The following is a 26016-nucleotide window of genomic DNA, read 5'->3' on the forward strand; positions in this document are numbered from 1 at the left end:
TTACACATGAGGTGCCCATGTCGTCGTTCAAGGTTGCTGCTACGCGTATGACGCTGCGGGTGTCGCGCGACTCGGGCCGGACGTGGGGCCCCATCACGGTGGTGCAGGCGCCGGACACCCGGGCACTACCCGACCTTGGCGGGTACCCGCCGTGCGGCTGCGCGCGATGCGCGGATCGGTACCCGCTCGCATCCAGCCGGGCGGTGCGGTGATGCGGTGCACGCTCTGGCGCAGGCTACCGCTGCCCCTTGCCGACGAGGCGCGCCGGATGACGGCATCGGGTTGCGTCGACGCGGCCGTACAGTGCCAACTCCCCCGCCACACCGGCGGCCCGCACTACGCGCTCCTTGACGAGGCCGGTCCCGCCACGGCCGTGTGGCTCCGATGGCACGACGCCGGAGCCGGGCTCAGCGTCCTCCCCGACTGCCCGTCCACCGCCCCCGGGCACGACGGCGACGCCTGCTGCCTGTTCGCCGGGCACACCGGGCGGCACACGTGGAGCGAGGCCGACAATGAACGCCATGGGCCTTCTCCTGCACCTCGACCGCACGCTCGATGAGCTGGATCCGCCGCGCTGGCCGGATCCGCCCTCCGACACGACCCACCTGGTGCGGACGGTGCACGCGCTGCGGCGCGTACCGCTGCGCGAACTGCGCCCGGCGGACCTGCGCACGCTCGTCTCCCAGCAGGTGGCACTGCCGTACGTCGTCCCGCTCGCCGTGCGCCTGTTGCTGCAGGACCCGCTGCTCGACGCCTGCTTCTACGAGGGCGACCTGCTGCTCGCCACCGTGAACGTGCCCGCGACGGTGTGGACCCTGCTGCCGGACCTGGCGGCACAACTGCGCACGGTCCTCTCGAACCTGCACGCGGAGACCCTAGCCGAACTCCCGCGGGGTGGCGCCGAGGAGGTCGCCCGCTTCGTCGCCGGGGCGGAAGCGCCGGTAGGTGACGGTGGGGGCGACCCCGGCCCGTCTGCGGTAAAACTCAAGACCGGCAGAGGAGTTGGCCGCAGTGTGCCGGGGTGGGGAAAGGGTGGCAGTTGATGTGGCCGCGTCCCTAGAGTAACCGGATGGGACTCTTCAAGCGGAACAAGGCGACGTCCGGCCTGCTGCTCGTGTCCGACAGGGGCATCCAGCAGGTGAAGACCGCGTCGTACGGAATGGATCTCGTCCAGGAGATCGCTCGTCTTCTCGGTTCGGAGCACATACGCTCCACCAAACTCGGCGAGGAGCTGACCCTCTGGTACGCCGAGGCCGGTCCCGGCGTGGCGCGCTCCGGCCCGCCCAACCCCGTGGCAAGCCGGCTCGCCGCCGACCACGGCGCGGCGCCGGTCACCGGCCCCGCCGTCGTCACCGGTCCGCTGCTCTACGGCAGCCCGTACCCGCTGGGCGCGGAGGAGATCACGCAGGTCACGGGGCAACTGCGCGGATAGCCGCGGCGCAGCCACACCGGGCCGTCCGCGATTCCGGGCCCGCGGTGTGCCGCCGCCGGCCCGGAACAGCGTACGGAGACCTACAACACCGGCAGCAGCGCCTTCAGTTCGAAGGCCGTGACCTCGCTGCGGTACTCCTCCCACTCGCGCTTCTTGTTGCGCAGGAAGAAGTCGAAGACGTGCTCGCCCAGGGTCTCCGCGACCAGTTCGCTCTTCTCCATCAGGGAGATCGCCTCGCCCAGGTTCTGCGGGAGCGGCTCGATGCCCATCGCGCGGCGTTCCGAGTCGGAGAGGGCCCAGACGTCGTCGTCGGCGCCGGCCGGGAGTTCGTAGCCCTCCTCGATGCCCTTGAGGCCCGCGGCGAGGAGAACCGCGTACGTCAGGTACGGGTTGGCGCCGGAGTCGATGGAGCGGACCTCGACACGGGCGGAGCCGGTCTTGCCGGGCTTGTACATGGGGACGCGGATCAGCGCGGAGCGGTTGTTGTGGCCCCAGCAGATGTACGAAGGGGCCTCGCCGCCGGCGCCCGCGGCGCGGGAGGAGCCGCCCCAGATGCGCTTGTAGGAGTTGACCCACTGGTTGGTGACGGCGGAGATCTCCGCCGCGTGGCGCAGGAGGCCCGCGATGAAGGAGCGGCCGACCTTGGAGAGCTGGTACTCCGCGCCGGACTCGTAGAACGCGTTGCGGTCGCCCTCGAAGAGGGAGAGGTGGGTGTGCATGCCCGAGCCGGGGTACTCCGAGAACGGCTTCGGCATGAACGTCGCCTGCACGCCCTGCTCCAGCGCGACCTGCTTCATGACCAGGCGGAACGTCATGATGTTGTCGGCCGTCGACAGCGCGTCCGCGTACCGCAGGTCGATCTCCTGCTGGCCCGGCGCTCCCTCATGGTGGCTGAACTCGACCGAGATGCCCATGGATTCGAGCATCGTGATCGCCTGACGGCGGAAGTCCATGCCGACGTTCTGCGGGGTGTGGTCGAAATAGCCGGAGCTGTCGGCCGGGGTGGGCCGGGTGCCGTCGACGGGCTTGTCCTTCAGCAGGAAGAACTCGATCTCCGGGTGGGTGTAGAAGGTGAAGCCCAGGTCCGAGGTCTTGGCCAGGATGCGCTTGAGCACGAAACGCGGGTCCGCGAAGGACGGCGAGCCGTCCGGCATGAGGATGTCGCAGAACATCCGGGCCGTGCCCGGTGCCTCCGCGCGCCACGGCAGGATCTGAAAGGTCCCCGGGTCCGGCTTGGCGATCATGTCCGATTCGTAGACGCGCGCGAAGCCCTCGATCGCGGAGCCGTCGAAGCCGATGCCCTCGTCAAACGCCTGTTCCAGCTCGGCCGGGGCGACCGCAACGGATTTCAGGTACCCGAGGACATCGGTGAACCACAGCCGTACGAACCGGATGTCGCGCTCCTCAAGGGTCCTGAGGACGAATTCCTGCTGCTTGTCCATAGCCACATCCTTGCAGTTCAGACGGTCCGTGCTCCACCTCCCGGGGCTGGGGAGAGACTCCAGTGTCGCAACCCCGGATTTCCCCCAGATTACGCACCCGACGTGACATGAAGCACTCGGCCGCCCACTACGATCGGCGGCCGTGGTGTGCGCGGGCGGGAACCGTCCCGTCGCCCACCCCGAGCCGCCGCTCCCCGTCCCCCTTCGCAGAAGGACCACATACGACATGAGCTACGACCGCAGGGCCCGAATAGAGCAGATGCGCAACGCCGACCGCGCGCGGGACCGCCGCAACCGGATCCTGACCGTGAGCCTCAGCGCCGTCGTCGTGGCCGGGCTCGTCGCCTTCGGTTCGTACACGATCCTCGACAAGGACTCCGGCGGCTCAAAGAGTTCGATGACCGGCGACGGGAAGGGCTCCACGCCCTCCGCCGGTGAGAAGGACGAGAACCTGGCCACCGGGCCGATCGAGGGCGAGAAGTCCTGGGACGCGAAGAAGCTCACCCGCAACCATGTGACGGAGGACGTCCACTACCCCATGAAGCCGCCGGTCGGCGGGGACCACAACCCGGTCTGGATGAACTGCGACGGCGAGGTCTACAAGAAGGCCATCCCCGACGTGAACGCCGTGCACGCCCTGGAGCACGGTTCGGTCTGGGTGACGTACACCGACGACGCCCCCGCCGCCGACGTCCAGAAGCTCGCCGACCGGGTCGCGAAGACGCCGTACTCGCTCATGAGCCCCTACAAGGACCAGGCCGGCGCGATCATGCTGAGCGCCTGGGGCAAGCAGGTCACCGTGGACGGGGCGGACGACCCGCGCGTGGCGCAGTTCTTCGCGCATTACGTACAGGGGCCGCAGACGCCCGAGCCGGGCGCGGCCTGCACCGGCGGCCTCGACGGCTCCTGACCCGGGCCACCGCATCGGCACGCCCGGAACATTCCCTCGTACGGCGAATGCACCCGCAGGGGCTACAGCGGTCGCATCCCCGAACGGGCCCATGACGAGGGGTTCGCTCGGGGACAGAAGCGGTCGGCATGATCCGCGAGGCCGACCTCGCACGGCACCCGTCCGACGACCAGATCGCCGACCGGGCGGAACGGGTCCACTCGCGGACCGCCTCCGGCTGACCGGCCGCGTGAATCGCCCTTTCGCACGGCCCGCCGGGACATCGCGTCAGTCAGACGATTAGAGTGGTGTGCGTGCCTCAACTACGCCTCGCACTGAATCAGATCGACTCGACCGTCGGCGACCTCGCAGGGAACGCCGAGGCGATCGTCCACTGGACCCGGCACTCCGCCGAACAGGGCGCCCACTTCGTGGCGTTCCCCGAGATGGTGCTGACCGGCTACCCCGTCGAGGACCTGGCCCTGCGGTCGTCCTTCGTCGAGGCGTCACGCGCGGCGCTGCGCGCGCTCGCCGCCCGCCTCGACGCGGAGGGCTTCGGGGAGATCCCCGTCCTCGTCGGCTACCTCGACCGATCGGAGTTCGCGGCGGAGCGCTACGGCCAGCCGGCCGGGTCTCCGCGCAACGCCGCCGCGGTGCTGCACCGCGGCGGGATCGCGCTGAACTTCGCCAAGCACCACCTGCCGAACTACGGCGTCTTCGACGAGTTCCGCTACTTCGTGCCGGGCGACTCGATGCCGGTCGTACGCGTGCACGGCATCGATGTCGCCCTCGCGATCTGCGAGGACCTGTGGCAGGACGGCGGCCGTGTCCCGGCCGCGCGCGCCGCCGGGGCCGGGCTGCTGCTGTCGGTCAACGCCTCGCCGTACGAGCGCGACAAGGACGACACCCGGCTGGAACTGGTCCGCAAGCGCGCCCGCGAGGCCGGCTGCACGACCGCCTACCTCGCGATGATCGGCGGCCAGGACGAGCTGGTCTTCGACGGCGACTCGATCGTGGTCGACCGGGAGGGCGAGGTCATCGCCCGCGCCCCGCAGTTCGCCGAGGGCAGCGTGATCCTGGACCTGGACCTGCCCGCCGCCCCGGCCGAGGCGCCGTCCGGCGTGGTCGACGACGGACTGCGGATCGACCACGTGGTCCTCTCCGAGGAGCCGCTGCCGCCGTACGAGGCGGAGCTCGCCGGCGGTTACGCGGACCGGCTGGACGACGACGAGGAGCTGTACACCGCCCTCGTGGTCGGCCTGCGCGCCTACGCCGCGAAGAACGGCTTCACCAGCGTGCTCATCGGGCTCTCCGGCGGCATCGACTCGGCCCTGGTCGCCGCCATCGCCTGCGACGCGCTGGGCGCGCAGCAGGTGTACGGGGTCTCGATGCCGTCCAAGTACTCCTCGGACCACTCCAAGGACGACGCGGCCGAGCTGGCCCGGCGCACCGGGCTCAACTTCCGGACCGTCCCGATCGAGCCGATGTTCGACGCGTACATGGGGTCGCTGGGGCTCACCGGGCTCGCCGAGGAGAACCTCCAGTCGCGGCTGCGCGGCACGATGCTGATGGCCATCTCCAACCAGGAGGGCCAGATCGTCCTGGCCCCGGGCAACAAGTCGGAGCTGGCGGTCGGCTACTCGACGCTGTACGGGGACTCCGTCGGCGCGTACGGGCCGATCAAGGACGTGTACAAGACGTCCGTGTTCCGGCTGGCCAAGTGGCGCAACCGGGCCGCCGAGGAGCGCGGGCAGACCCCGCCGATCCCGGAGGCGTCCATCACCAAGCCGCCGAGCGCCGAGCTGCGGCCGGGCCAGGTGGACACGGACTCGCTGCCGGACTACGACGTGCTGGACCGCATCCTCGAGCTGTACGTGGACCGGGACCAGGGCATCGAAGCGATCGTCGCGGCCGGGTTCGACCGGGCGCTGGTGGCGAAGACGCTGCGGATGGTGGATACGGCGGAGTACAAGCGGCGGCAGTACCCGCCGGGGACGAAGATCTCGCCGAAGGGGTTCGGGAAGGACCGGCGGCTGCCGATCACGAATCGCTGGCGCGAGGCGGTCTGAAGCCCGCGGATTCCCCGATACGTGAGCCCGTCCGGGGCCGAGGGTTAGTCCTCAGCCCCGGACGGGCTTGTTTTCGGCTGGTCGCCGCCGGTCAGGTGCGGCTCGTTCCCGCCGAGGTCTTGCCCTCAAGCGCCGGACGGGCCGCATTCTGGCGCGCCACCACCTTGGACGTGCCGCCGTCCCGGTCCAGCGCGCCCGCTGTCACGGCGACGGCCAGGCCCACAAGGGCCAGTACCGCGCCCACCAGGGCCGGGGACGTCCAGCCCCAGCCCGTCGCGATCGCCGCGCCGCCCAGCCACGCACCGCCCGCGTTGGCCAGGTTGAACGCGGAGTGGTTGGAGGCCGATGCCAGGGTGGGGGCGTCCTTCGCCTTGTTCATCACCAGCATCTGGAGCGGCGTGGTCGTCATGAAGCCCACCGCGCCCAGCAGCACCACCATCAGCAGCGCCGCCCACTTCACCTGGGCGGCCAGCGGGAAGACCGCCAGGACGACAGCGAGGGCGCCCAGTGACCCGTACAGCGTCGGGCGCAGCGCCCGGTCCGTGAGCGGGCCGGCGGCCAGTGCGCCCAGGGTCATGCCGATGCCGAAGAGCGCGAGCACCGGCGTCACCGCGGACTCGCCGAAGCCCATGGCCTTGGTGGTCATCGCCGAGAGGTACGAGTAGACCGCGAACACGCCGGCGAAGCCGAAGACCGCGGTGAGGAGTCCGAGCAGGACCTGCCGGTTGCCGAGCGCCCGCAGCTCGTGGCGTACGTCCTGCCGGGCCTCGACGGGGATCTGCGGGACGAGCCGGGCGAGGGCGGCCATCGCGCAGACGCCGATGGCCGCGACGACCAGGAAGGTGGCCCGCCAGCCGAGGTGCTGGCCGAGCAGGGTGGCGGCGGGTACGCCGACGATGTTGGCGACGGTCAGGCCGAGGAACATCGTGGCGACCGCTCGCGCCCGGCGCCCCTCGTGCACCAGCCGGGAGGCGACGACGGCCCCGACGCCGAAGAACGCGCCGTGCGGCAGACCGGCCAGCAGCCGGCCCGCGACCAGCCAGCCGAAGCCGGGGGCGAGCGCGGAGGCGAGGTTGCCGACGGTGAAGAGGGCCATCAGGAGCAGGAGCATCCGCTTGCGCGGGACACGGGAGCCGAGGGCGGTGAGCAGCGGGGCGCCGATCACCACGCCGATCGCGTACGCGGACACGAGGTAGCCGGCGGTGGGGACGGAGGTGCCGAGGTCGTCCGCGACGTCGGGCAGCAGGCCCATCATCACGAACTCGGTGGTGCCGATGCCGAAGGCGCTCACGGCCAGCGCGAGCAGGGCCAGGGGCATGAGGAGAGACCTTTCCGCTTCAGGCCCCCGCCGCAGCCCGGCGAGACCCGGTCGGGGCCTGCGGACGTGCGGAAGGGGCGGGAGGGGACGTGGTCGTACGCACGCCCGCGCGGTCCGCCGGTCGGCGGGGCGCACGGCGGCGGGCCGGCCTCGTCGCCGGTGACCTTGTTCCCGTACGGAACAAAATCTCTCAGAGGATTGGTGCCATCCGGTAAACGGCCCGTTGCGCCGGACGAACGGTCCGTTGCGTCAGAGTTCGACGCGGGCGGCGATCGGGAGATGGTCGCTGCCGGTGGCCGGGAGCGTCCAGGAGGACATCGGCTCGACGCCCTTGACCATGATCTGGTCGATCCGGGCCATCGGGAACTTCGCGGGCCAGCTGAACCCGAACCCGTCGCCCGCCGCGCCCTGGGTGGAGCGCATCTGCGAGGTGACCGCCTTGAGCGCGCGGTCGTTCATCGTGCCGTTGAGGTCGCCGAGCAGGGCCACGCGGGCGAGCGGTTCGTGCGAGATGGCCTTGCCCAGGGCGTCGGCGCTCTGGTCGCGCTGGTTGGCGGTGAAGCCGGCGTGGAGCTTGACCCGTACGGACGGCAGGTGCGCCACGTAGACCGCGAGGGGGCCCTCGGGGGTCGCGACGGTGGTCCGCATCGCGCGGACCCAGCCCATCTTGAGGTCCACCGGCCGGGTGTCGCTCAGCGGGTACTTGCTCCAGAGCCCGACGGTGCCCTGCACCGAGTGGTACCGGAAGCGCCCGGCGAGCGCCTTCTCGTACGCCGCCACCTTGCCGGCGGGCAGCTCCTGGAGGGCGACGACGTCGGCGCCGGAGCCCGCGACCTGGTCGGCGGTGGCGGCCGGGTCGGGGTTGTCGGCGTTGACGTTGTGCGTGGCGACCGTGAGGTCGCCGCCGGTGCCCGACTTGTCGGAGAACAGGCCGCCGAACATGTTGAGCCAGACCACCACCGGCAGCACGAGCGCCACCAGGGCGGTCGCCGAGCGGCGCACCAGGCCCAGGATCAGCAGCACCGGGATCAGCACGGCGAACCACGGCAGAAACGTCTCGGTGAGGCTGCCCAGGTTGCCGATGGTGTTCGGGATCTGGGCGTGGAAGGCCATCACGAGGGTCAGCAGGAGCGACCAGCAGGCCAGGACGATCCCGCGCCGCCAGACGCCGGGGTCCCGGAAGGTCCGGGCGAGTCTGCCGCGCAGGTCCCGGAAGCGGGAGCCGGTGCGCTGCGGTCCCACGCCGTTCCCGGTGTCCGCCCTGTACGCCTGCACCATCGCGCTGTCCTCACTGCCTTGCCGTACACATCGCCGCGCCCTCGACCCTAGGGGATGCGCGATGCCTTTCATGCCGCCTGTGGCGGCCGTACTGCCACGAGGACGCGGGAGGCGGCTCCGGCAGTTCCGGACGAGCGGTGCGTCACGGCGTCTGTGACGCAACGATCACATCCGCCCGCGCCGGGGCGCCAGACCCTCCATCGCCAGGGCGATGATGCGGTCGGCGAGGTCTTCGGGCAGCGGCGCGTCGGGCCGGTGGATGGTGCGTACGAGCATGGGACCGAGGAACAGGTCGTCCATCAGCTCCACGTCCGTGTCGTCCCGCAGTTCGCCCGCCTCGATGGCGCGCCGGACGGCGGCGACCATGGCGAGGCGGCGGGGGGCGATCACGGTGCACTGGTACTCGTGCCACAGCTTGGGATGGCTCTTCATCTGCGCGAACACGTTGTGCAGCAGTACGGAGGAGCGCTGCGCGAGGCCGCGTTTGCGCATGGATTCCAGCAGGACGCGCAGGTCGCCCAGGCCTCCGGTGCCGGAGACCTCGGGTTCCGGGGGCTCGATGGCGCGGAGCACGTCGACGAAGAGCTCCTCCTTGCCCGCCCAGCGCCGGTAGATGGTGGCCTTGCCGACCCCGGCGGTGCGGGCGATGCGCTCGATGGAGAGCGCGGCGAGGGGTTCACCGGCCTCCAGCAGTTCCACGACCGCGTCCAGGATGGCCGCCTCGGCGGCGGCGCTGCGCGGCCGACCCCGGCGCGGCTCGGGGCCGTCGCCGGGTTCCGGGGGGCCGGGAACCTCGCCGGACCGCTCGTCCGGTGCCTGATCCTGCACGTGAAACCACCTTTCGCCGCCCCCGATTGTCGCCGACGCGGAAGCGGACCGGCCCTCGGGTGAACCGGGCCGCGCGACACGGCCCGGTTCACCCGGAAGGTTCAGCCGGACGCGGCCGGGACCGTCATCGTTCGGCGCCCACCGGAGCGGGGCGCTCCTCCTCGCGCACGGACCGGGGCGCGGCGGGCTCGCGGCCCGGCAGCCACAGGGCGACGACGAGCGTGCCGATGAGGGCGACGGCGGCCGAGCCGAGGGCCGTGACGTGCATGGCGCCCATGAAGGCGTCGTGCGCGGCGGTGACCAGCGGGGCGCCCTTGGGGCCCAGCTTCTCCGCGACGGCGAGGGTGGCCTCGATGGACTCCCCCGCCGCGTCCCGGGCCCCGGCGGGCAGCGCGCCGAGGTGGTCCTCGATGTCGCCCCGGTAGACGGTGGACAGCACCGAACCGAGCACGGCGATCCCGAGCGCCCCGCCGACCTGGCGGAACGTGTTGTTGACGGCCGAGCCGGAGCCGGCCTTCTCGCGGGGCAGGGCCTGCATGACGGCGACGGTGACCGGCGGCATGACGTGGGCCATGCCGGTGCCCTGGACGAAGAAGACGACGCACATCACCCAGACGGGCGTGTCGGCGTCGAAGAGGGCGAAGGCGGCCAGGCCGAGGGAGACGGCCAGCATGCCCGCCGTACAGACGGCGCGGGCGCCGAAGCGGGCGACGACGATCCGGGCGCGGGGCGCGAAGAGCATCTGGGCCACCGCCAGCGGCAGGATCAGCAGCCCGGACCGGAGGGCGCTCCAGCCGCGGACGCTCTGCATGTAGAAGGCGGAGAAGAAGGTGACGCCCATCAGTGCGAAGAAGATCAGCGCGATCGCGGCGACGGCGGCGGAGAACGCGGGCTTCTTGAAGTACGAGACGTCGATGGCCGGGCTGGCGCTGCGCTTCTCGTGGAGGACGAAGACCGCCAGGACGGCGAGGCCGCCGACGACCGGGAGCAGGACGGTGACGTCGGTGAAGTCGGCGAGCTCGCCGCCCCGGATGATGCCGTAGACCAGCAGCACCAGGCCGATGATGGAGAGCACCACGCCGAGCGGGTCGAGCCGGCCGGGCCGCGGGTCCTTGGAGTCCGGCACCAGCAGGACCATGGCGACCAGGGCGATGATCACCACGGGGACGTTGACCAGGAAGATCGAGCCCCACCAGAAGTGCTCGAGGAGCAGGCCGCCGGTGATCGGGCCGATCGCGATGCCGAGGCCGACGCTGCCGGCCCAGATGCCGATCGCCTTGGGCTGCTCGTCGCGCTCGAAGACGTTCATCAGGACGGCGAGTGTGGCCGGCATGACGAAGGCGGCGCCGAAGCCCATCAGGGCGCGCCAGGTGATGAGCTGGCCGGGCGAGTCGGACATCGCGGCGAGGGCGGAGCCGATGCCGAAGAGGGTGATGCCGAAGAGCAGGATCTTCTTGCGGCCGAGGCGGTCGCCCAGCAGGCCGGCGGTGAAGAGCAGGCCGGCGAAGACGAGCGTGTAGGAGTTGATCGCCCACTCCAGCTCGCTCTGGGTGGCGCCGATGCCGGTGGGCGAGGGGGAGGCGATCGTCTTGACGGCGACGTTCAGGATCGAGTTGTCCAGCACCACGATGAGCAGGCTGAACATCAGGACCACGAGAATCGCCCAGCGGCGGCGGTGGACCGCCTCCGGTATGCGGGGCACGGCGGGAGCGCCGGAGGGTGTGGACATGAGGAGCAGCCTAGGCGCATTTCGATACGAGACCGTCTCGTATTGTAAATTCTTTACCGAGGGTCTGCGGCGTCGCACGGCAGAGGGGGGTCTGAAGACGGACCCGAGGCCCCGCCGCGCGGCCCACTTCCCGCGACCGGCTCCGGGATGCCACCATGGAAGCGGTCCGGGGACGCCGTCAGGGCGCCTCGAGATGACGAAGGAGCCACCTGCCATGTCGCTTCAGGCTGCGCAGAACCAGTCCGCCACCCCTGCGGGTGCCCCCTCCGACAGCAGCAAGGCGCTGTACGGGGGCAAGAGCAACCGCCGGGTCAGCGTCCACGACATCGCCGCCGCCACCGCGCGGGGCGAGAAGTGGCCGATGCTCACCGCCTACGACGCGATGACCGCGTCCGTCTTCGACGAGGCCGGCATCCCGGTCATGCTCGTCGGCGACTCCATGGGCAACTGTCACCTCGGCTACGAGACCACCGTGCCCGTCACCATGGACGAGATCGCCATCCTGTCCGCCGCCGTCGTCCGGGGCACCAAGCGCGCCCTGATCGTCGCGGACCTCCCCTTCGGGGCGTACCAGGAGAGCCCGGTCCAGGCCCTGCGCAACGCCACCCGGCTCATCAAGGAGTCCGGTGTCGGCGCGGTCAAGCTGGAGGGCGGCGAGCGCAGCCACGAGCAGATCAAGCTGCTGGTCGACGCCGGAATCCCGGTCATGGCCCACATCGGCCTGACCCCGCAGTCCGTCAACGCGATGGGCTACCGGGTCCAGGGCCGGGGCGAGGAGGCCGCCCAGCAGATGCTGCGCGACGCCAAGGCCGTGCAGGACGCCGGCGCGTTCGCCGTCGTCCTGGAACTCGTACCGGCCGAGCTGGCCGCCGAGGTCACCCGCACCCTGCACATCCCGACCATCGGGATCGGCGCGGGGCCGGAGACCGACGCCCAGGTGCTGGTCTACACCGACATGGTCGGGCTGACCGGCGGCAAGGTGCCGCGCTTCACCAAGCAGTACGCCGACCTGCGGCAGATCCTCGGCGACGCCGCGAAGGCATACGCCCAGGAGGTCGTCGGCGGCACGTTCCCGGCCCCGGAGCACACCTTCCACTGAGGCAGCACGGGGTGCCGGGCGCACCCCCGACGACCACCACCGGTAACGACGACAGCCCGCCGACTTCCCCCATCGGCGGGCTGTCGGCCGTTGTCGGTGGGGACGAGCGGGCTGTCGGCCGGCTGTCGGCGGCCTGTCGGTGGCGGCTGGTCTGATAGTCGGCATGACGCGAATCGACAAGAACCCCCAGCACGGTGGGAACGCCGTAGAGGTGCGGGGACTGGTCAAGCACTACGGCGAGACCAAGGCCCTGGACGGCGTGGACCTCGATGTGCGCGAGGGCACCGTCCTCGGCGTGCTCGGCCCCAACGGCGCCGGCAAGACCACCCTCGTACGCTGCCTCTCCACACTGATCACGCCCGACGCCGGGACCGCGGTCGTCGCCGGCTTCGACGTGGTGAAGCAGCCCCGCGCGCTGCGCCGCACCATCGGCCTCACCGGTCAGTACGCCTCGGTCGACGAGAAGCTCTCCGGCTGGGAGAACCTCTACATGATCGGGCGGCTGCTCGACCTGCCCCGCAAGAAGGCGCGGGCCCGGGCCGACGAGCTGCTGGAGCGCTTCTCCCTCACGGACGCGGCGAAGAAGGCCGCGATGGAGTACTCCGGCGGGATGCGCCGCCGGCTCGACCTGGCCGCCTCCATGATCGGCAGCCCGGCCGTCCTCTACCTGGACGAGCCGACGACGGGGCTCGACCCCCGGACCCGCAACGAGGTCTGGGACGAGGTGCAGCGCATGGTCGCGGAGGGGGCGACCGTGCTCCTCACCACCCAGTACATGGAAGAGGCCGAACAGCTGGCCAACGAGCTGACCGTCATCGACAAGGGCCGGATCATCGCCCGCGGCGGTGTGGACGAGCTCAAGGCCAAGGTCGGCGGCCGGACCCTGCAGATCCGCCCCTCGGACCCGGCCGAGCTGGCCCCGATGGCGCAGGCGCTGCGGGAGACCGGTCTCGACGGTGTCGCCGGCGCGCAGGCGGTCCCGGACGAGGGCCTGCTCTACGTGCCGATCCTCAGCGACGAGCAGCTGACCGCCGTCATCGGGCTGCTCGGCGCCCGGGGCTTCTCGCTGGCCCACGTCGCCACCGCACTGCCCAGCCTGGACGAGGTGTTCCTCGCCATCACCGGCGACAAGGCCACCGTCACCGACACGATCCCCGAGGAGGTCGCGGCATGAGCACGACGACTCTGAAGCCCGCTCCCACCGGCACGCCCGTCTCCGCGCCGGCCACGAAGCTCCACGACGAGGGCTCCATCGGGCTGCGGAACAACCTGCGCCACATCGGGGCCCTGGCCCGGCGCAACCTGCTCCAGATCAAGAAGGATCCGGAGTCGATGTTCGACGCGCTGCTGATGCCCGTCATCTTCGTGCTGCTGTTCGTGTACGTCTTCGGCGGCTCGGTCGGCGGCAGCATGGGCGGCGGCCGGCAGGAGTACCTGAACTACCTGATCCCCGGCCTGATGGCGATGATGGGCATGAACATCGCCATGGCCGTCGGCAGCGGTGTCAACGACGACTTCCGCAAGGGGGTCATGGACCGCTTCCGTACGATGCCGATCGCCCGCTCCTCGGTGCTCGTCGCCAAGATCGTGGTCGAGCTCGGCCGGATGATGGTCGCCACGCTCATCCTGCTGGGCATGGGCTTCGCCCTCGGCATGGAGCTGCACGGCTCCGTGCTCGGCCTGATCGGGGCGATCGGCCTGTCGGCCGCGTTCGGCGCCGCGATCATGTGGATCTTCATCCTGCTCGGCCTGGCCCTGAAGACGCCCCAGGCGGTCCAGGGCATGGGGATGCTGGTGATGATGCCGCTCCAGTTCGGCTCCTCGATCTTCGCCCTGCCGACGACGATGCCCGGCTGGCTCCAGACCTTCACCGACTACAACCCGCTGTCGAACCTGGCGGACGCGGCACGCGGTCTCATGATGGGCACCTCGCTCGGCCACTCGGTCTGGCTGACGCTCGGCTGGGCCGTGGTCATCACGGCGGTCATGGCTCCGCTCGCGGTCTCCAAGTTCCGCAAGAAGTCCTGACGTCACGCGTCCGGCTCGGGATACGCGTCCACGAGGGCGGCGGCCTCCTCCAGGGAGAGGCCGCCGCCCTCGGCGTAGGCGGCCTCGTAGGCGGCGTCTCCTAGCCTTCCCCGGACCAGCTCCTCGGCGCGGGCGAGGTTCTCGCGTTCCATGGCGTTCATGAAGTGGCCCTCGGGCAGGTGCGTCCGGCCGGCACCCAGCAGCCGCGCCGCTGTCCCGGCCCGGTCCTCGCCGCCGAGCCCGCCGAGCGCCCAGGCCAGGATGACCAGGTTGATCACCGCCATCTGCGGCGCCACCATCTGCGTCAGCGGGTCCCGCACGCCCTTCATGGACCGCCGGCTCCGCTCCAGCGCGCGGGCGTACTCGCCGTCCTGGTTGTCCAGCCAGGCCAGGCCGCCGAGGACGAAGCCCTCGAAGACCGCCATGGTCTCGGACGCGAACTCCTCCTGGAGGCGGGCGAACTGCTCGCGCGCCTCGGCGGTCCGGCCGCACCGGCCCAGCCACATCGCCAGGAACAGCCGGGCCGCCGGCCTCGCCTCGTGCCCGGTCCGGCGCTCGTCGCCCAGCACCTCACGCATGATCGCCTCGCCCTCCGCACCCCGGCCCAGCTCGGTGAGCACCGAGGCGTAACGGATGCGGAGCACGGAGACCTGGGCCAGGGCGCCCAGCTTCTCGGCCGAGCGGATCGCGGCCTGGAAATCGTCGGCCGCCTGCGCGTAGGCACCCTGCTTCTCGTTGGCCTCGCCGCGCGAGGAGATCGCCTCGGCCATGCCCCAGTCGTCGCCGAGCCGGCTGAAGATCGCCAGGCTCTCGTCGGCGTCCCGGTGCGCCTCCCCCGCCCAGTCGGGGCGGTTGGCCAGCACGTTGGCCCGCATCTGCAGGGCGGCGGCCAGCTCCCACTCATAGCCGAACTCCCGCGCCCCGCGCACCGTTTCGTCCAGCAGGTGGCGCAGGTCGGAGACACCGCCGGTGAGCATCACGGCGTAGAACCAGAGCGAGGCGGGGCTGCGGCAGGTCTGCGGCTGGCCGGCCCGGTACGTGGCGACGACGGCACGCAGCCGGGCCATGCTGGCCTCGTTCGTCCACTCGTCCATGGCGTGGTCCATGCTGACCAGCTGGACCAGGGTCACCTGCCGCCGCGCCTCCTCGAGCAGTTCCTGCCGCATGGGCGGGGGCGCGTCGGTGCAGCGCTCGTGGATGGAGGGCGCCGGCCGTACGGGCTCCGCGAACGGGTCGGGGCCGAGGGCCGCCGCCGCGTCGGCCCAGTGCAGGGCGTCGCCGCGCAGATTGCGGATCTGCCAGTACCAGGACAGGGACAGCACCATGCACAGCGCCTCCTGCTCGTCGCGGGCCGCGACGGCGTGGCGCAGGGCGAGGCGCAGGTTCTCGTACTCGCGTTGCAGGAGGCGGATCGCGGCGAGCTGTCCGGAGCCGCGCAGCAACGGGTCTGTCGTACGGGCCAGTTCGCGGAAGAACACGAGGTGCCGGTGTTCGACGGCGTCCCGCTCCCCCGACTCCTCAAGGCGCTCCGCCGCGTACTCGCCGACGGTCTCCAGGAGCCGGTAGCGCATCCGGCCGTCGTCCGCCGGGGCGGCGACCACGAGCGACTTGTCCACGAGCGAGCCGAGGAGGCGGGCCACCTCGCCGGACCCGCCGGGCGTGTCGGCGCAGACGGCCTCGGCGGCCTCCAGGGTGCAGCCCCCGGCGAAGACGGAGAGGCGGCGCAGGGTCACGCGCTCGTCGTCGTCCAGCAGCTCCCAGGACCAGTCCACGACCGCCCGCAGCGTCTGCTGCCGGGGCAGCACGGTCCGGCTGCCGCTGGTCAGCAGGCGGAAGCGGTCGTCCAGCCGGTCCGCGATCTGCTGCGGCGTGAGCATCCGCAGCCGGGCCGCGGCGAGCTCGATGGCGAGGGGCAGGCCGTCCAGGCGGCGGCAGATCTCGGCGGCGGCGGCCGACGTCGTCTCGTCCGCGTCCACCCGGAAGCCGGGGCGGGCGGCGGCGCCGCGCTCGGCGAGCAGGCGCAGCGCGGTCGGGTCCGGCAGCGGGTCGACCGGCCGGACCGCCTCGCCCGGCACGCCGAGGGGTTCCCGGCTGGTCGCGAGGATGGTGAGCCGGGGGCAGCGGGCCAGCAGATGGTCGGCGAGGGCGGCGGCGGCCTCGATGACGTGCTCGCAGTTGTCGAGGAGGAGGAGCATGCGGCGGCGGGCGCAGTACTCGGTGAGCCGGGCCAGCGACTCGCCGGTGGCCCGCTCCGCGGCCCGGAGCTCCCCCGAACCGGCCCCGCTCAGCACGGTCTCCCGGGCCCCGAGCGCGGCGAGGACCGCTTCCGGCACGGCCTCCGGGTCGTCCACGGGGGCCAGTTCGGCGAGCCAGACGCCGTCCGGCCAGGTGCCGCCGTCGACGGTGTCCGCGACCTCCTGCGAGAGCCGCGTCTTGCCGGCGCCGCCGGGCCCGAGCAGGGTGACCAGCCTTCCCCGGGAGAGATCGCCGCGCAGGGCCTCCATCTCGCGCTCCCGCCCGACGAAGCTGGTGAGCCGGGCGCGGAGGTTGCCCAGGGCTGCCCGGGCGGGCGGGCGCGCGGGCTCCTGCCGCAGCAGCTCCCCGTACAGGGCGGTCAGCTCGGGCCCCGGATCGGTGCCCAGTCGGTCCGCTATGAGGATGCGGACCTCGTCGTACGCGGCCAGGGCCTGCGCGGTGCGCCCGGCGTCGCGCAGGGCGCGCACGCGGAGCGCCTGGAGGGGCTCGTCCAGGGGGTGCTCGTCGCACAGCGCGGCCAGCTCGGGCAGCACCTCGGCGGCCCGGCCGAGCTTCAGCTCCGCGGCGAGCCGGTCCCGGCGGGCGTCGAGCCGACGGGCCGTCCAGCGCGCGGCGGCGGCGTGCCGGTCGGGGAGGTCGGCGAGCGCGGGGCCCCGCCAGAGGGCGAGGGCGTCGCCCAAGAGGGCCGTGGCACGGGCCGGGTCGCCCTCCGCGAGGGCCCGGGCGCCTTCAGCGGCGAGCCGTTCGAAGCGGAAGAGGTCGACGGCCTCCGGCTCGGCGGCCAGCCGGTAACCGCTCTCCGCCGAGGCCACGGCGTCGTGCCCGATGGCCCGCCGCAGCCGCCCCACCAGCGCCTGGAGCGCGCCGACCGCGTCGGCGGGCGGTTCGCCGTCCCACACCTCGTCCACGAGCACGGCGACCGGAACCGTCCGGCCGGGCCGCAGCGCCAGCACGGTGAGCAGCGCGCGCAGCCGCGCCCCGCCGACGGAGAGGGCCGTGCCGTCGTCGCGGAGTGCCTGGGTGGTACCGAGGATGCCGTAGCGCACGCGCCCATTCTCCGCGACCGGCCCCGGTGTCCCCACAGCCGCCCCGCCCCCGCTCGTCATGGCCCCCACCCTTTACGGTCCCGGGGCGCGAAGCGAACCGTTTCCGCCGTGCCGCCGTCAGCCCTCCGGCGTCGTGGGCGCCTTCGGCCCGACCGCGTAACCGGGCACGGACGGCCAGCGGACGGTGAGCACCACGGACTCCTCCTCGGCGACCCAGGAGTGGTCGACGCCGACGCCCCACACCACGTAGTCCCCCTGCTCCTCCAGGAGCACGCTGCGCCCGGGCAGCTCCACCCGGAACCGCCCGCTGATGAGCACGAGCAGCGCGGTCCGGCTCTCCCCGCGCACCCACTGCGCCCGCTCGTCGCCCACGGGATGGACGCCCCACTTGATCTCGACGTCCTCGCTGTGCCGGGGATCGCCCGCGTCCTTGAAGTGCCCGAGGATCCATCCCCGGTCGAGCGCGGCGTCCTTGCCGGCGTTGCCCACGTATACGTTGTCGTTCACGTGGGGGGACGCTAGCAGGGGGCGCGCCAGGGGCCACCGGACCGCGAGTACCTGCCGTCAACAGTGAATGCGCAGGCGGACGATCATGACGTCGGGTGCCACGTCGTCCAGGTACGTGTTGGCGAAGTCCGGGAAAGTCGTCCCGGGCTGCGGAGCAACCTCGACGTATATCCATGCTCTGTCCAGGGTGAGCAGGTGTTCCGTAGGGACTGCCCACTCCGGCCGCCGCTGCCGGTACGGCGTCAGGCGGGCATCATCGGGGTCGAGGCTTGCGGCCAACTGTGCCGCGCGGGTGCGCATGCCCTTGAAGTCGAGCAGGCCCCGCGGTCCCCCGTCGCACTGCCCCGGTTTCCAGCGACGGGGCGCCCCGGAGGCGTCCCGCTGCGCTCGGACGAGCCGGGGATCGGATTCGTGGCCGGGAAGCACGTCGAACTCCTCACCCGGTCGGCCGAGCCACCACTGATCCCATTCGCCTTGATAGGGCTTGTGGTCACCATTCATGTCGAAGGGGGCCATGGCCGTCTCGATCGCGGCTTGCAGATCCTGGTGGGCGTCCGGCGGCAGGCAGACCGTGAGCAGCTCGTTCGCCATGGTGTCTGTCTCCTCCGCTCAGTGGTGCCGCATGCTGACACGAGAAGTGACACCCAGGCACCTGTTTTTCACACACTGCGGATGGCCGCTCCCGACCGAAGCACTCCTCGATCAGGATGCGCACGGCACGAGCTGGACCAGACCGACGCAGTTCTCCTCGTCCACCGTGGTCCGCGTGGCGCTCCCCTCCAGCGGTGCCGCTTCCCACCTCGGGAAGCAGCCGGGGTTCCAGAGCCGGAACGACTCCTGGTACTCACGCATGAGCGCGGGATGCTTCGGGTGCCGTAGTGGAAGACCGCGGGCTCGTTCGGCCAGGAGGTCAGGAGAGCGGAGACGCCCTGTTCGGGGAGTAAGAGGCTGAGCGGCATTGCGTCGGCTCCTTACGACGGTGGAAGCGGGCAAGGAAGATCCGGATGGAACCTGTTGGGGCAGCACACGACCGAGAACGAGATCAGGCTCTTTGCTGCCGTGTAGTACACCCAGGTCACATCGACGCCACGAGGGAGCACGTCAAGGGCATACTCCAGCTTGTTTTCGAGGCTGCTGTACGCCTGAAGCCCGTCCGCGCGCACGTAGGGCGGGCTCTCCTCGTACGTCTTCGTCAGCCAGGCCAGCGCGATCCCCAGGTCGGTCCAGGTGCGGTCGGCGGAAACCTGGCTCTTCTTCATCAGCCAGTGTCCGGTCATCGTCGGAGGCACGTTGCCCGTCTGGAACTCGGCAGCAGCTTCCCGGTACCGGTCCAGGACTTCCTGCTGCTTCTTGTCCTCCGGATTGAGTACCGAGGGCGGGCCGTTGGGGTGCGGTGGCCGACGGCCTCCCTCCTTCCCGTACACAGCAGATGGCCCGCTCCACGGACCGTATCCGTGCCAGTGCCCTGACCAGCTCATATGTGCCCTTCGGGGGAGGCGGCGGGCCGCCCGACGAGAGACCTCGGGCGGCCCGCCTGTGCGATGCCCTGTGCTCTGGGAGGGGTCAGATTAGACCGTCAGACCCCGCTGCTTGCCCCAGCCCGCCGCGAACGCGTCGAGTTCGGATCCGGTGAAGCGCAGCTCCTTGCCGGCGCCCTCCGGCTTGTTGTCGCGGATGGCGAAGGAGGACTTCGCGCCGGGGAGGCGGCGAAAGACACGCACGTCTCGTTGGAGCCGCCGAGGTTGCCTCCGCAGGCTCCGCCGGTGCCGGTGCCGACTTGAGCGTCGAGGACCCCGGGGCCGCGTTGCCCGTGCAGGCATCGGTTCCGCTCCCCGCCGGGGGCCGGACGTAGAAGTGGACCTGAAGCCAGGGCAGTCACTCGTTCTGCCGCGTGGATGGGTCCACAGCCCTCACGCCCTCGACTCCGACGAGCGGAGTGTCCACCTCACGTGCGCGATCCGGGAGCGCGCCCCGCTCCGGATCGCGGAAAAGCTCATCGCGTACACCACCTGATCGAGCCGCCCGTCGGTCAACGCCGCCGTGTGCGCGGAGTCCTCAGGCTCCTTCGGAAGGGGGTAGGGGGCCGCAGGTGCACCCTAGGCTCGGGGCATGCCGACCAAAGAGCACCAAGGGATCAGTCCGGTCTTCCTGGGGATCGCCGCCGTGACGGCCGTGGCCGGGTGGGGGGTGTGGACGGACTTTGCGGCGCAGCCGGGGTTCGCGACGTTTCTGTTCGTGACCGGGGCGTGGGTCGTCTCGCTCTGTCTGCACGAGTACGCGCATGCCAGGACCGCGCTGCACAGCGGGGACATCTCGATCGGGGCCAAGGGCTATCTCACGCTGAACCCGCTCGCTTACACCCATGCCCTGCTGAGCATCGTGCTGCCGGTGCTGTTCGTGATCATGGGCGGCATCGGGCTGCCCGGCGGTGCGGTGTTCATCGAGCGGGGGCGGATCCGCGGCCGGTGGCGGCACAGCCTGATCTCGGCGGCGGGCCCGCTGACCAACGTGCTGTTCGCGGTCGTGTGCACCGCGCCGTTCTGGCTGGACGCCCTGGACGGCGTGCCCGTCGCGTTCCGCAACGCGCTGGCGTTCCTGGCGCTGCTCCAGGTGACGGCCGCCATCCTGAACTTCCTGCCGGTGCCGGGGCTCGACGGCTACGGGGTCATCGAGCCGTGGCTCTCGCACTCGGCCCGCCGCGCGGTGGAGCCGATCGCGCCGTTCGGGCTGATCGCGGTCTTCGCGCTGCTGTGGGTGCCCGAGCTGAACCGCGCCTTCTTCGACGCGGTGTACGCGATTCTGCGGGGCCTGGGCGTGCACGGCTTCTGGACCGACTGCGGCCTGGACGCGTACCGGTTCTGGCAGGGGGCGAGTCCGGTGTGCGAGATGGACGGGTGAGGCCGTCCGGCCATCCCTTGACGCGGCTCACCGTCGGCGGGTGACCATGGGCCATGCCCCGCGACCTTTCGACAGCGCCCGCCCTCGCCCCCGGCTCACTCGCCGGCTCGCCCCAACCGGTGCTGCGCACTGCCGGCGGGCTGTTGCTGCGGCCCTGGGAGCATGCCGACGCCCCGGTGTTCCTCGCCGCCTACGGGGACGAGGAGATCCGGCGCTGGCACACCCGCCGGCCCTCGACGGAGGAGCAGGTCCGGGAGTGGTTCGACGCCTACAGGCGGGACTGGCAGCAGGAGCGGGGCGGTCACTGGGCGGTCACCGGCGACGACGACGAGGTGTACGGGCGGATCGCCCTGCGCGGCATGGACTTCGACGACGGGACCGCCGAAGCCGCCTACTGGGTGCTGCCCGCCGCACGCGGCAAGGGCGTGGCCTCCGGGGCCCTCGCAGCGCTCAGTGCCTGGGCTCTGGGCGAGGGCTTCTGGCGCCTCGAACTGGATCACTCGACGCGGAACGCCGCCTCCTGCGCGGTCGCCACGAAGTGCGGTTACGTCCTGGAAGGCGTCAAGCGCAGCGCCGCCGTGCACGACGACGGACGCCATGACATGCATCTGCACGCCCTGGTCCGGGGCCGGTGAGCCCGGCGGTTCGGACTACTCCGCGGACGCGGTCTCCGCCCGCCGGCGGCGCAGGTAGTACCAGGCCATGTTCGAGGAGAGGCCGACCAGCAGGACCCAGACGACGCCGATGAGCACGCTGCCCTGGACGAAGGACGTCACGGCCGCGGCGAGCGCGAGGACGCAGACGACGAGGGCGTAGAGGGCGAGGCGGGGCATGGGTGGCTCCTGTCGGGGGTGATGCGTGGTCCCGTCCAGTGTCCCCCATGCCCCGGGACGTCCGGCGCGGGCCCGGCTCACACGTCCGTCGTACGGAGTCCGGCGTGGGCCTTGTAGCGGCGGTTGACCGAGATCAGGTTGGCGACCAGCGACTCGACCTGGTGGGCATTGCGCAGCCGGCCCGCGAAGATGCCGCGCATGCCGGCGATGCGGCCGGCCAAGGCCTGGACGATGTCCGTGTCGGCGCGGGCCTCGCCCAGCACCAGGACGTCGGTGTCGATCTCGTCGATCGTCTCGTCCTGGAGGAGGACCGCCGAGAGGTGGTGGAAGGCGGCCGTGACGCGCGAGTCCGGCAGCAGGGCGGCGGCCTGTTCGGCGGCGCTGCCCTCCTCCGGCTTCAGCGCGTAGGCGCCCTTCTTGTCGAAGCCGAGAGGGTTGACGCAGTCGACGACGATCTTCCCGGCCAGCTCCTCGCGCAGCGACTCCAGCGTCTTGGCGTGCCCGTCCCACGGCACCGCCACGATCACCACGTCGCTCTCCCGCGCGCACGTGGCGTTGTCGGCGCCCCGCACGCCGTTCCCCAGCTCCCCGGCCGCCGCCTCCGCGCGGTCCGCGGCGCGGGAGCCGATGATCACCTGCTGGCCGGCGCGGGCGAAGCGGTACGCGAGGCCGCGTCCCTGCGGTCCGGTGCCGCCGAGCACGCCGACGGTCAGGCCGGACACGTCCGGCAGGTCCCAGGGGTCCTTGGCGGGGGGCTTGGGCGCGCTGCCGCTGTCATTCGTAGTCATGGCCCCGACACTACTGCCAGGTACGGGGCGGGGCCCGTGGGCCGGGCCGCCACCCGTACGGATGGTGCTCCGGCCTTTCGCCGGTGCCCGGGCCCCCGCATGGTGCAGGATGCCGGGCCATGGATGCCGTACGTGTGGCGCTGCTGCGTGAAGTGCTCGCCAGGACCCAGTGGCCCGCCGCCGCCCGCCGGTTCGCCGGGGCGCTCCGCTCGTCCGTGGTCCCGCACGGCGGCGGGCTGCTGCTGGTGGGGACCGAGGGGTACGAGCCGTGGCACCTCGCCGCCCATCTGGTGGACGAGTCCACCTGGTCCGGGCTGCCCGAACTCCGCCCGACCCTGGTGCGCCACCGGGTGGAGCCCGGCGACCCGGCGCACCTCGCGGTCGGCCTCGGCCGGATCGAGGCGGCCGGGCGCGGCGAGACGCTGCTCGTGGTGACGCCGGACCGGCCCGGCGAGGGGCTGCTGGAGCGGGTGCACGACGCCCGGCGGGCCGGGGCGACGGTGCTCTCGCTGGACAACGGCGATCCGCAGGTGCGCGGGCTCGCCCATGAGGCGCTGTCCGTGACGGACGGCGACGACGTGGATCTGGACACCGTCCAGCACCTGGTCAGCGCCGCCGCCGGGGAGAACGGCGCGCCCGTGCCGCGCGCCGGCCGGCGCACGTTCCGCGACCGCCTGTCCCGGCTGGCCGACCAGCTGACGGCACCGCCTCCGCCACGCTGGTGAGCGGTCCCCCGGCTGCCGGGAAACCCGTTTGCATGCTCCACGTACCGCGATGGCCGCGATGTTCTTCGTGTTGCCCAACACCATCTTCCCGTTCCTCGCGGACGAGCTGGACGCCGACTGGTCGCTGGGCAGGGGGCTGGTGCTGGTGTGCCTCGGGTTCGCCGGGGCGGGCGACATGCTCAGCGGGCTCGGCCGGTCGACCATCTGGAACCAGACGATCCCGGAGGAGCTGCGCGGCCGCCTCGCGGGCATCGAGGTGCTCTCGTACAGCGTCGGACCGCAGCTCGGCCAGGTCAGGGCGGGCGGCATGGCGGGGTGGACGAGGACCCGGCCCGCGATCTGGACCGGTGGCGTGCGTCGCCTCGGCGGCGCTGCTGGCGGCGGCGCTGACCAAGCTGCTCACGTACGACTCGGAGACGGACGAGGACGCGCTGCGCCGGCGTGCCCAGCACGTGGAGGGCCTGGACGCGGAACCGGCGGCCTGAGGCCGGGGGCGCGGGGCCCCCGAGCCCTCACCGGCCCGTCAGCCCGCCGCGTCGTCCTCGTCCGGGCCCTTGCGGTCGTGCCACTTGGGGTCGGTGTCCCACTCCAGGTTCCGTTCCTGGGCGGTCTCCATCGCGTGCTGCGCCTCCTGCCGGGAGCCGTACGGGCCGAAGCGGTCCTTGGCCGGGCAGTCCGGGCCTTCTTCGACCGATCTGTGCTCCAGGCAGTAGAACCACTCGCCCGGCTTGCCGACCGTGCGCTTCTTGAACAGGGCCATCTTCGGTTCCTTTCCTCTGTGCCATGGTGCCCCGGACGCGCTGGTTAGACTCGCTGGCATGTCTGGCCAGTCGCTGCTCGTACCAGGGGAGATCACTCCCGTCCGTTCCGTGCCCGGAAACATCCGGCGCCCCGAGTATGTGGGCAAGCCGGCTCCGACGCCGTACACAGGGCCGGAGGTGCAGGACAGCGACACCGTGGAGCGCATGCGCATCGCGGGACGGATCGCCGCGCAGGCGATGGCCGAGGCCGCCAAGCACATCGCCCCGGGTGTCACGACCGACGAACTCGACCGCGTCGCCCACGAGTTCATGTGCGACCACGGGGCGTACCCGTCGACGCTGGGCTACCGGGGCTTCCCCAAGTCGCTGTGCACCTCGCTCAACGAGGTGATCTGCCACGGCATCCCGGACTCCACCGTGCTGCGCGACGGCGACATCGTGAACCTCGACGTGACCGCGTACATCAACGGGGTGCACGGCGACAACAACGCGACGTACCTCTGCGGTGACGTGGACGAGGAGTCGCGGCTGCTCGTCGAGCGCACCGAGGAGTCGCTGCGGCGCGCGATCAAGGCCGTGAAGCCGGGCCGGCAGATCAACGTGATCGGGCGGGTCATCGAGTCGTACGCGAAGCGCTTCGGGTACGGAGTGGTGCGGGACTTCACCGGGCACGGGATCAACACCTCGTTCCACTCGGGGCTCATCGTGCCGCACTACGACAGCCCGCACGCCACAACCGTGATGAAGCCCGGCATGACGTTCACCATCGAGCCGATGCTGACGCTCGGCAGCCACGACTACGACATGTGGGACGACGGCTGGACCGTCGTGACGAAGGACCGCAAGCGCACCGCTCAGTTCGAGCACACGCTCGTGGTGACGGAGAGCGGCGCGGACATCCTCACGCTGCCGTAGCCTCCGCGGCGGGCAGCAGCACCTCCCGGCACCACTGGCGGAAGCCGGTGGGGGCCGGGGCGGTCAGGGCCTGCCACTCGGGCTCGTAGATGCCGTCGTCCTGGGCGGCGGCCATGTCGAGCAGACCCTGGGCCCAGGCGTCGTGCATGCCGTACCGCGTCAGGGCCGCCTTGTACTCCTCGCCGTCGGGCCGCTCGAAGCGGACCGGGCGCTCCAGGACCTCGGACAGGACCCGGGCCATCCCGACGGGTGTCAGGGAGTCGGGGCTGATGAGCGGGACCGTCTCCTGCCCGGACCAGGAGACGTCGGCGAGGAGCCGGGCGGCCACCGCGGCGATGTCGCGGGTGGCCACGAGCGGCAGCGCGCGGTCCGGGGCGACCGGCACGGACAGCACGCCCTCCGCCCTCAGCGCTCCGGCCTGATGGAGCAGGTTCTCCATGAAGAACGGCATGGCCAGGGCGCGGTAGCCGGCCCCGGTGCTCTCGATCATCTCGTCCATCGCGAACGCGGCCGACAACTGCCCCGCGTGCGCCCCGTAGCCGCGGCCCAGGCTGCTGATGCCGACGACCCGGCGCACGCCCCTTGCCCGCAGGGCCTCGCAGGCCGGGCGGGTGAAGCCGAGGTAGTGCTCCCGGATGTCCTCGGCGCGGGGGTTGGGCGGGACCAGCCACAGGACGCCGTCGGCCCCCTCGAACGCCTCGTTCAGCACCCGCGGGTCGCCGTGGGAGCCCCGCACCACCTCGGCGCGCTCGCGCGCCTCCGGGGCGATTCTCGCGGGGTCGCGGGCGATCACCCGCACCTTCTCGCCGCCGTCGAGCAGCGCGTCGAGCACCTGGCGGCCGATCCGGCCGGTGGGGGCGGTAAGGACGATCACGGGAACCTCCGGAGCAGGCATGGCTGTGGATGCGGACACGGCACGCCGGGCGGTCGCCGGCCACGCACCGTTTCCACCGCTAACGATTGCACGGTAGCGACGATAACGCAAAGCGCTAACACGCGTCCGTTATCATCGGAAACCATGGAGACCGAGCGCCCCGCCCCCGCCGAGAGCAACCGCCGGCGGATCATCGCCGCCGCCACCCGGCTGCTCGCGGAGAAGGGGCGCGAGGCGGTGTCGACCAGAGCCGTGGGCGCCGCGGCCGGCGTCCAGGCGCCCACCATCTACCGGCTCTTCG

Annotated in this window: 27 protein-coding genes and 1 pseudogene; 13 read left to right on the forward strand and 15 right to left on the reverse strand. The window is 71.8% G+C overall.

From position 1 onward, the window contains the following. Nucleotides 1-521 precede the first annotated feature (521 nt). A complete protein-coding gene (locus ACLQ2N_RS20425; protein ID WP_425814956.1) occupies nucleotides 522-1043 on the forward strand; it encodes a contact-dependent growth inhibition system immunity protein in 522 nt (173 codons plus the stop codon). Between the two features lie 26 nt (nucleotides 1044-1069). After that, nucleotides 1070-1432, forward strand: coding sequence for a hypothetical protein (locus ACLQ2N_RS20430; protein ID WP_425814958.1), 363 nt, complete (start codon nucleotides 1070-1072; stop codon nucleotides 1430-1432). Nucleotides 1433-1512: 80 nt separating this feature from the next. On the opposite strand, the gene glnA is transcribed toward ACLQ2N_RS20430, so the two are convergent. Next, nucleotides 1513-2874: a type I glutamate--ammonia ligase gene (gene glnA / locus ACLQ2N_RS20435; protein WP_365679520.1), complete on the reverse strand. Its 1362-nt coding sequence runs from the start codon at nucleotides 2872-2874 to the stop codon at nucleotides 1513-1515. Nucleotides 2875-3100: 226 nt separating this feature from the next. Here glnA and ACLQ2N_RS20440 point away from each other — a divergent pair, with 226 nt between their 5' ends. Beyond that, nucleotides 3101-3784, forward strand: a complete 684-nt coding sequence (locus ACLQ2N_RS20440) for a DUF3105 domain-containing protein (RefSeq protein WP_425814960.1) — start codon at nucleotides 3101-3103, stop codon at nucleotides 3782-3784. Between the two features lie 293 nt (nucleotides 3785-4077). Beyond that, the gene (locus ACLQ2N_RS20445) at nucleotides 4078-5832 is read left to right on the forward strand and encodes an NAD+ synthase (RefSeq protein WP_425814962.1); all 1755 of its coding nucleotides are present in this window, start codon (nucleotides 4078-4080) and stop codon (nucleotides 5830-5832) included. Nucleotides 5833-5923: 91 nt separating this feature from the next. Here the strand turns inward: ACLQ2N_RS20445 and ACLQ2N_RS20450 are convergent, their stop codons facing one another. The 4 genes from ACLQ2N_RS20450 to ACLQ2N_RS20465 all read right to left on the reverse strand — a co-directional run bounded on the left by ACLQ2N_RS20450 (nucleotide 5924) and on the right by ACLQ2N_RS20465 (nucleotide 10985). After that, the gene (locus tag ACLQ2N_RS20450) at nucleotides 5924-7150 is read right to left on the reverse strand and encodes an MFS transporter (protein ID WP_425814964.1); all 1227 of its coding nucleotides are present in this window, start codon (nucleotides 7148-7150) and stop codon (nucleotides 5924-5926) included. Between the two features lie 249 nt (nucleotides 7151-7399). Then, complete coding sequence (locus ACLQ2N_RS20455; RefSeq protein WP_425814966.1) at nucleotides 7400-8428, reverse strand: endonuclease/exonuclease/phosphatase family protein; 1029 nt, start codon at nucleotides 8426-8428, stop codon at nucleotides 7400-7402. Nucleotides 8429-8593: 165 nt separating this feature from the next. Then, nucleotides 8594-9256 carry a TetR/AcrR family transcriptional regulator gene (locus tag ACLQ2N_RS20460; protein WP_425814968.1) on the reverse strand — a complete coding sequence of 221 codons (663 nt, stop codon included), beginning with the start codon at nucleotides 9254-9256 and terminating at the stop codon, nucleotides 8594-8596. A 124-nt stretch (nucleotides 9257-9380) separates the two neighbouring features. Further along, nucleotides 9381-10985 (reverse strand): DHA2 family efflux MFS transporter permease subunit, encoded by a 1605-nt coding sequence (locus ACLQ2N_RS20465; RefSeq protein WP_425814970.1) that lies wholly within the window; start codon nucleotides 10983-10985, stop codon nucleotides 9381-9383. Nucleotides 10986-11199: 214 nt separating this feature from the next. Between ACLQ2N_RS20465 and panB the strand changes: the two genes are divergently transcribed. From panB to ACLQ2N_RS20480, 3 genes are all read left to right on the forward strand, one after another. After that, on the forward strand, nucleotides 11200-12084 hold the full coding sequence (gene panB / locus ACLQ2N_RS20470) for a 3-methyl-2-oxobutanoate hydroxymethyltransferase (RefSeq protein WP_425814972.1): 885 nt from the start codon (nucleotides 11200-11202) through the stop codon (nucleotides 12082-12084). Nucleotides 12085-12247: 163 nt separating this feature from the next. Further along, the gene (locus ACLQ2N_RS20475) at nucleotides 12248-13258 is read left to right on the forward strand and encodes an ATP-binding cassette domain-containing protein (RefSeq protein WP_425814974.1); all 1011 of its coding nucleotides are present in this window, start codon (nucleotides 12248-12250) and stop codon (nucleotides 13256-13258) included. Further along, nucleotides 13255-14112 (forward strand): ABC transporter permease, encoded by an 858-nt coding sequence (locus tag ACLQ2N_RS20480; RefSeq protein WP_425814976.1) that lies wholly within the window; start codon nucleotides 13255-13257, stop codon nucleotides 14110-14112. The genes ACLQ2N_RS20475 and ACLQ2N_RS20480 overlap by 4 nt, the downstream gene beginning before the upstream one ends. Before the next feature lie 2 nt (nucleotides 14113-14114). Here ACLQ2N_RS20480 and ACLQ2N_RS20485 read toward each other — a convergent pair whose 3' ends face one another. The 6 genes from ACLQ2N_RS20485 to ACLQ2N_RS20510 form a co-directional block, all read right to left on the reverse strand. Further along, the gene (locus ACLQ2N_RS20485; protein WP_425814978.1) at nucleotides 14115-17414 is read right to left on the reverse strand and encodes a BTAD domain-containing putative transcriptional regulator; all 3300 of its coding nucleotides are present in this window, start codon (nucleotides 17412-17414) and stop codon (nucleotides 14115-14117) included. A 117-nt stretch (nucleotides 17415-17531) separates the two neighbouring features. Then, nucleotides 17532-17921, reverse strand: a complete 390-nt coding sequence (locus ACLQ2N_RS20490; protein WP_425814980.1) for a signal peptidase I — start codon at nucleotides 17919-17921, stop codon at nucleotides 17532-17534. Between the two features lie 57 nt (nucleotides 17922-17978). Beyond that, a complete protein-coding gene (locus ACLQ2N_RS20495) occupies nucleotides 17979-18512 on the reverse strand; it encodes a hypothetical protein (RefSeq protein ID WP_425814982.1) in 534 nt (177 codons plus the stop codon). A gap of 111 nt (nucleotides 18513-18623) precedes the next feature. Further along, entirely contained in the window at nucleotides 18624-18773 is a 150-nt protein-coding gene (locus ACLQ2N_RS20500) for a hypothetical protein (RefSeq protein WP_425814984.1), read from the reverse strand. A 119-nt stretch (nucleotides 18774-18892) separates the two neighbouring features. Beyond that, nucleotides 18893-19345, reverse strand: coding sequence for a hypothetical protein (locus ACLQ2N_RS20505; protein ID WP_425814986.1), 453 nt, complete (start codon nucleotides 19343-19345; stop codon nucleotides 18893-18895). A 144-nt stretch (nucleotides 19346-19489) separates the two neighbouring features. Next, complete coding sequence (locus tag ACLQ2N_RS20510; protein ID WP_425814988.1) at nucleotides 19490-19642, reverse strand: hypothetical protein; 153 nt, start codon at nucleotides 19640-19642, stop codon at nucleotides 19490-19492. A 388-nt stretch (nucleotides 19643-20030) separates the two neighbouring features. On the opposite strand from ACLQ2N_RS20510, the gene ACLQ2N_RS20515 reads away from it, so the two are divergent. Then, on the forward strand, nucleotides 20031-20819 hold the full coding sequence (locus tag ACLQ2N_RS20515) for a site-2 protease family protein (protein ID WP_425814990.1): 789 nt from the start codon (nucleotides 20031-20033) through the stop codon (nucleotides 20817-20819). Between the two features lie 53 nt (nucleotides 20820-20872). Next, on the forward strand, nucleotides 20873-21454 hold the full coding sequence (locus ACLQ2N_RS20520; protein ID WP_425814991.1) for a GNAT family N-acetyltransferase: 582 nt from the start codon (nucleotides 20873-20875) through the stop codon (nucleotides 21452-21454). Between the two features lie 15 nt (nucleotides 21455-21469). Here ACLQ2N_RS20520 and ACLQ2N_RS20525 read toward each other — a convergent pair whose 3' ends face one another. Together ACLQ2N_RS20525 and npdG are read right to left on the reverse strand one after the other, a co-directional pair. Then, entirely contained in the window at nucleotides 21470-21652 is a 183-nt protein-coding gene (locus ACLQ2N_RS20525; protein WP_425814993.1) for a hypothetical protein, read from the reverse strand. 77 nt (nucleotides 21653-21729) lie between these two features. Further along, a complete protein-coding gene (gene npdG, locus ACLQ2N_RS20530; protein WP_093709073.1) occupies nucleotides 21730-22440 on the reverse strand; it encodes an NADPH-dependent F420 reductase in 711 nt (236 codons plus the stop codon). A gap of 119 nt (nucleotides 22441-22559) precedes the next feature. Here npdG and ACLQ2N_RS20535 point away from each other — a divergent pair, with 119 nt between their 5' ends. Both ACLQ2N_RS20535 and ACLQ2N_RS20540 read left to right on the forward strand, forming a co-directional pair. After that, complete coding sequence (locus ACLQ2N_RS20535) at nucleotides 22560-23165, forward strand: hypothetical protein (RefSeq protein WP_425814995.1); 606 nt, start codon at nucleotides 22560-22562, stop codon at nucleotides 23163-23165. Further along, nucleotides 23161-23650 (forward strand): annotated as a pseudogene (locus tag ACLQ2N_RS20540) (MFS transporter); the annotation flags it as partial. The gene ACLQ2N_RS20535 and the pseudogene ACLQ2N_RS20540, both read left to right, overlap by 5 nt. Before the next feature lie 38 nt (nucleotides 23651-23688). Here the strand turns inward: ACLQ2N_RS20540 and ACLQ2N_RS20545 are convergent. Next, nucleotides 23689-23925, reverse strand: coding sequence for a hypothetical protein (locus ACLQ2N_RS20545; RefSeq protein ID WP_425814997.1), 237 nt, complete (start codon nucleotides 23923-23925; stop codon nucleotides 23689-23691). Between the two features lie 58 nt (nucleotides 23926-23983). Between ACLQ2N_RS20545 and map the strand changes: the two genes are divergently transcribed. Further along, nucleotides 23984-24841 carry a type I methionyl aminopeptidase gene (gene map / locus ACLQ2N_RS20550; RefSeq protein WP_425814999.1) on the forward strand — a complete coding sequence of 286 codons (858 nt, stop codon included), beginning with the start codon at nucleotides 23984-23986 and terminating at the stop codon, nucleotides 24839-24841. On the opposite strand, the gene ACLQ2N_RS20555 is transcribed toward map, so the two are convergent. Next, nucleotides 24828-25715 carry an NAD(P)H-binding protein gene (locus ACLQ2N_RS20555; protein WP_425815001.1) on the reverse strand — a complete coding sequence of 296 codons (888 nt, stop codon included), beginning with the start codon at nucleotides 25713-25715 and terminating at the stop codon, nucleotides 24828-24830. The genes map and ACLQ2N_RS20555 overlap by 14 nt on opposite strands. Before the next feature lie 144 nt (nucleotides 25716-25859). Between ACLQ2N_RS20555 and ACLQ2N_RS20560 the strand changes: the two genes are divergently transcribed. Further along, the coding region (locus ACLQ2N_RS20560; protein WP_425815060.1) for a TetR family transcriptional regulator at nucleotides 25860-26016 on the forward strand (157 nt) is incomplete at its 3' end.

It is taken from the genome of Streptomyces sp. DT224 (genome assembly GCF_049844595.1).
In the GTDB taxonomy this organism is placed as follows: domain Bacteria; phylum Actinomycetota; class Actinomycetes; order Streptomycetales; family Streptomycetaceae; genus Streptomyces.

Excerpts from the sequence above, each read along its gene's own strand:
- ACLQ2N_RS20425 (WP_425814956.1), top strand. The coding sequence starts at position 522 with ATGGGCCTTCTCCTGCACCTCGACCGCACGCTCGATGAGCTGGATCCG.
- ACLQ2N_RS20430 (WP_425814958.1), top strand. The coding sequence starts at position 1,070 with ATGGGACTCTTCAAGCGGAACAAGGCGACGTCCGGCCTGCTGCTCGTG.
- glnA (WP_365679520.1), bottom strand. The coding sequence starts at position 2,874 with ATGGACAAGCAGCAGGAATTCGTCCTCAGGACCCTTGAGGAGCGCGAC.
- ACLQ2N_RS20440 (WP_425814960.1), top strand. The coding sequence starts at position 3,101 with ATGAGCTACGACCGCAGGGCCCGAATAGAGCAGATGCGCAACGCCGAC.
- ACLQ2N_RS20450 (WP_425814964.1), bottom strand. The coding sequence starts at position 7,150 with ATGCCCCTGGCCCTGCTCGCGCTGGCCGTGAGCGCCTTCGGCATCGGC.
- ACLQ2N_RS20455 (WP_425814966.1), bottom strand. The coding sequence starts at position 8,428 with ATGGTGCAGGCGTACAGGGCGGACACCGGGAACGGCGTGGGACCGCAG.
- ACLQ2N_RS20465 (WP_425814970.1), bottom strand. The coding sequence starts at position 10,985 with ATGTCCACACCCTCCGGCGCTCCCGCCGTGCCCCGCATACCGGAGGCG.
- panB (WP_425814972.1), top strand. The coding sequence starts at position 11,200 with ATGTCGCTTCAGGCTGCGCAGAACCAGTCCGCCACCCCTGCGGGTGCC.
- ACLQ2N_RS20475 (WP_425814974.1), top strand. The coding sequence starts at position 12,248 with ATGACGCGAATCGACAAGAACCCCCAGCACGGTGGGAACGCCGTAGAG.
- ACLQ2N_RS20480 (WP_425814976.1), top strand. The coding sequence starts at position 13,255 with ATGAGCACGACGACTCTGAAGCCCGCTCCCACCGGCACGCCCGTCTCC.
- ACLQ2N_RS20495 (WP_425814982.1), bottom strand. The coding sequence starts at position 18,512 with ATGGCGAACGAGCTGCTCACGGTCTGCCTGCCGCCGGACGCCCACCAG.
- ACLQ2N_RS20500 (WP_425814984.1), bottom strand. The coding sequence starts at position 18,773 with ATGCGTGAGTACCAGGAGTCGTTCCGGCTCTGGAACCCCGGCTGCTTC.
- ACLQ2N_RS20515 (WP_425814990.1), top strand. The coding sequence starts at position 20,031 with ATGCCGACCAAAGAGCACCAAGGGATCAGTCCGGTCTTCCTGGGGATC.
- ACLQ2N_RS20520 (WP_425814991.1), top strand. The coding sequence starts at position 20,873 with ATGCCCCGCGACCTTTCGACAGCGCCCGCCCTCGCCCCCGGCTCACTC.
- ACLQ2N_RS20525 (WP_425814993.1), bottom strand. The coding sequence starts at position 21,652 with ATGCCCCGCCTCGCCCTCTACGCCCTCGTCGTCTGCGTCCTCGCGCTC.
- npdG (WP_093709073.1), bottom strand. The coding sequence starts at position 22,440 with ATGACTACGAATGACAGCGGCAGCGCGCCCAAGCCCCCCGCCAAGGAC.
- ACLQ2N_RS20535 (WP_425814995.1), top strand. The coding sequence starts at position 22,560 with ATGGATGCCGTACGTGTGGCGCTGCTGCGTGAAGTGCTCGCCAGGACC.
- ACLQ2N_RS20545 (WP_425814997.1), bottom strand. The coding sequence starts at position 23,925 with ATGGCCCTGTTCAAGAAGCGCACGGTCGGCAAGCCGGGCGAGTGGTTC.
- map (WP_425814999.1), top strand. The coding sequence starts at position 23,984 with ATGTCTGGCCAGTCGCTGCTCGTACCAGGGGAGATCACTCCCGTCCGT.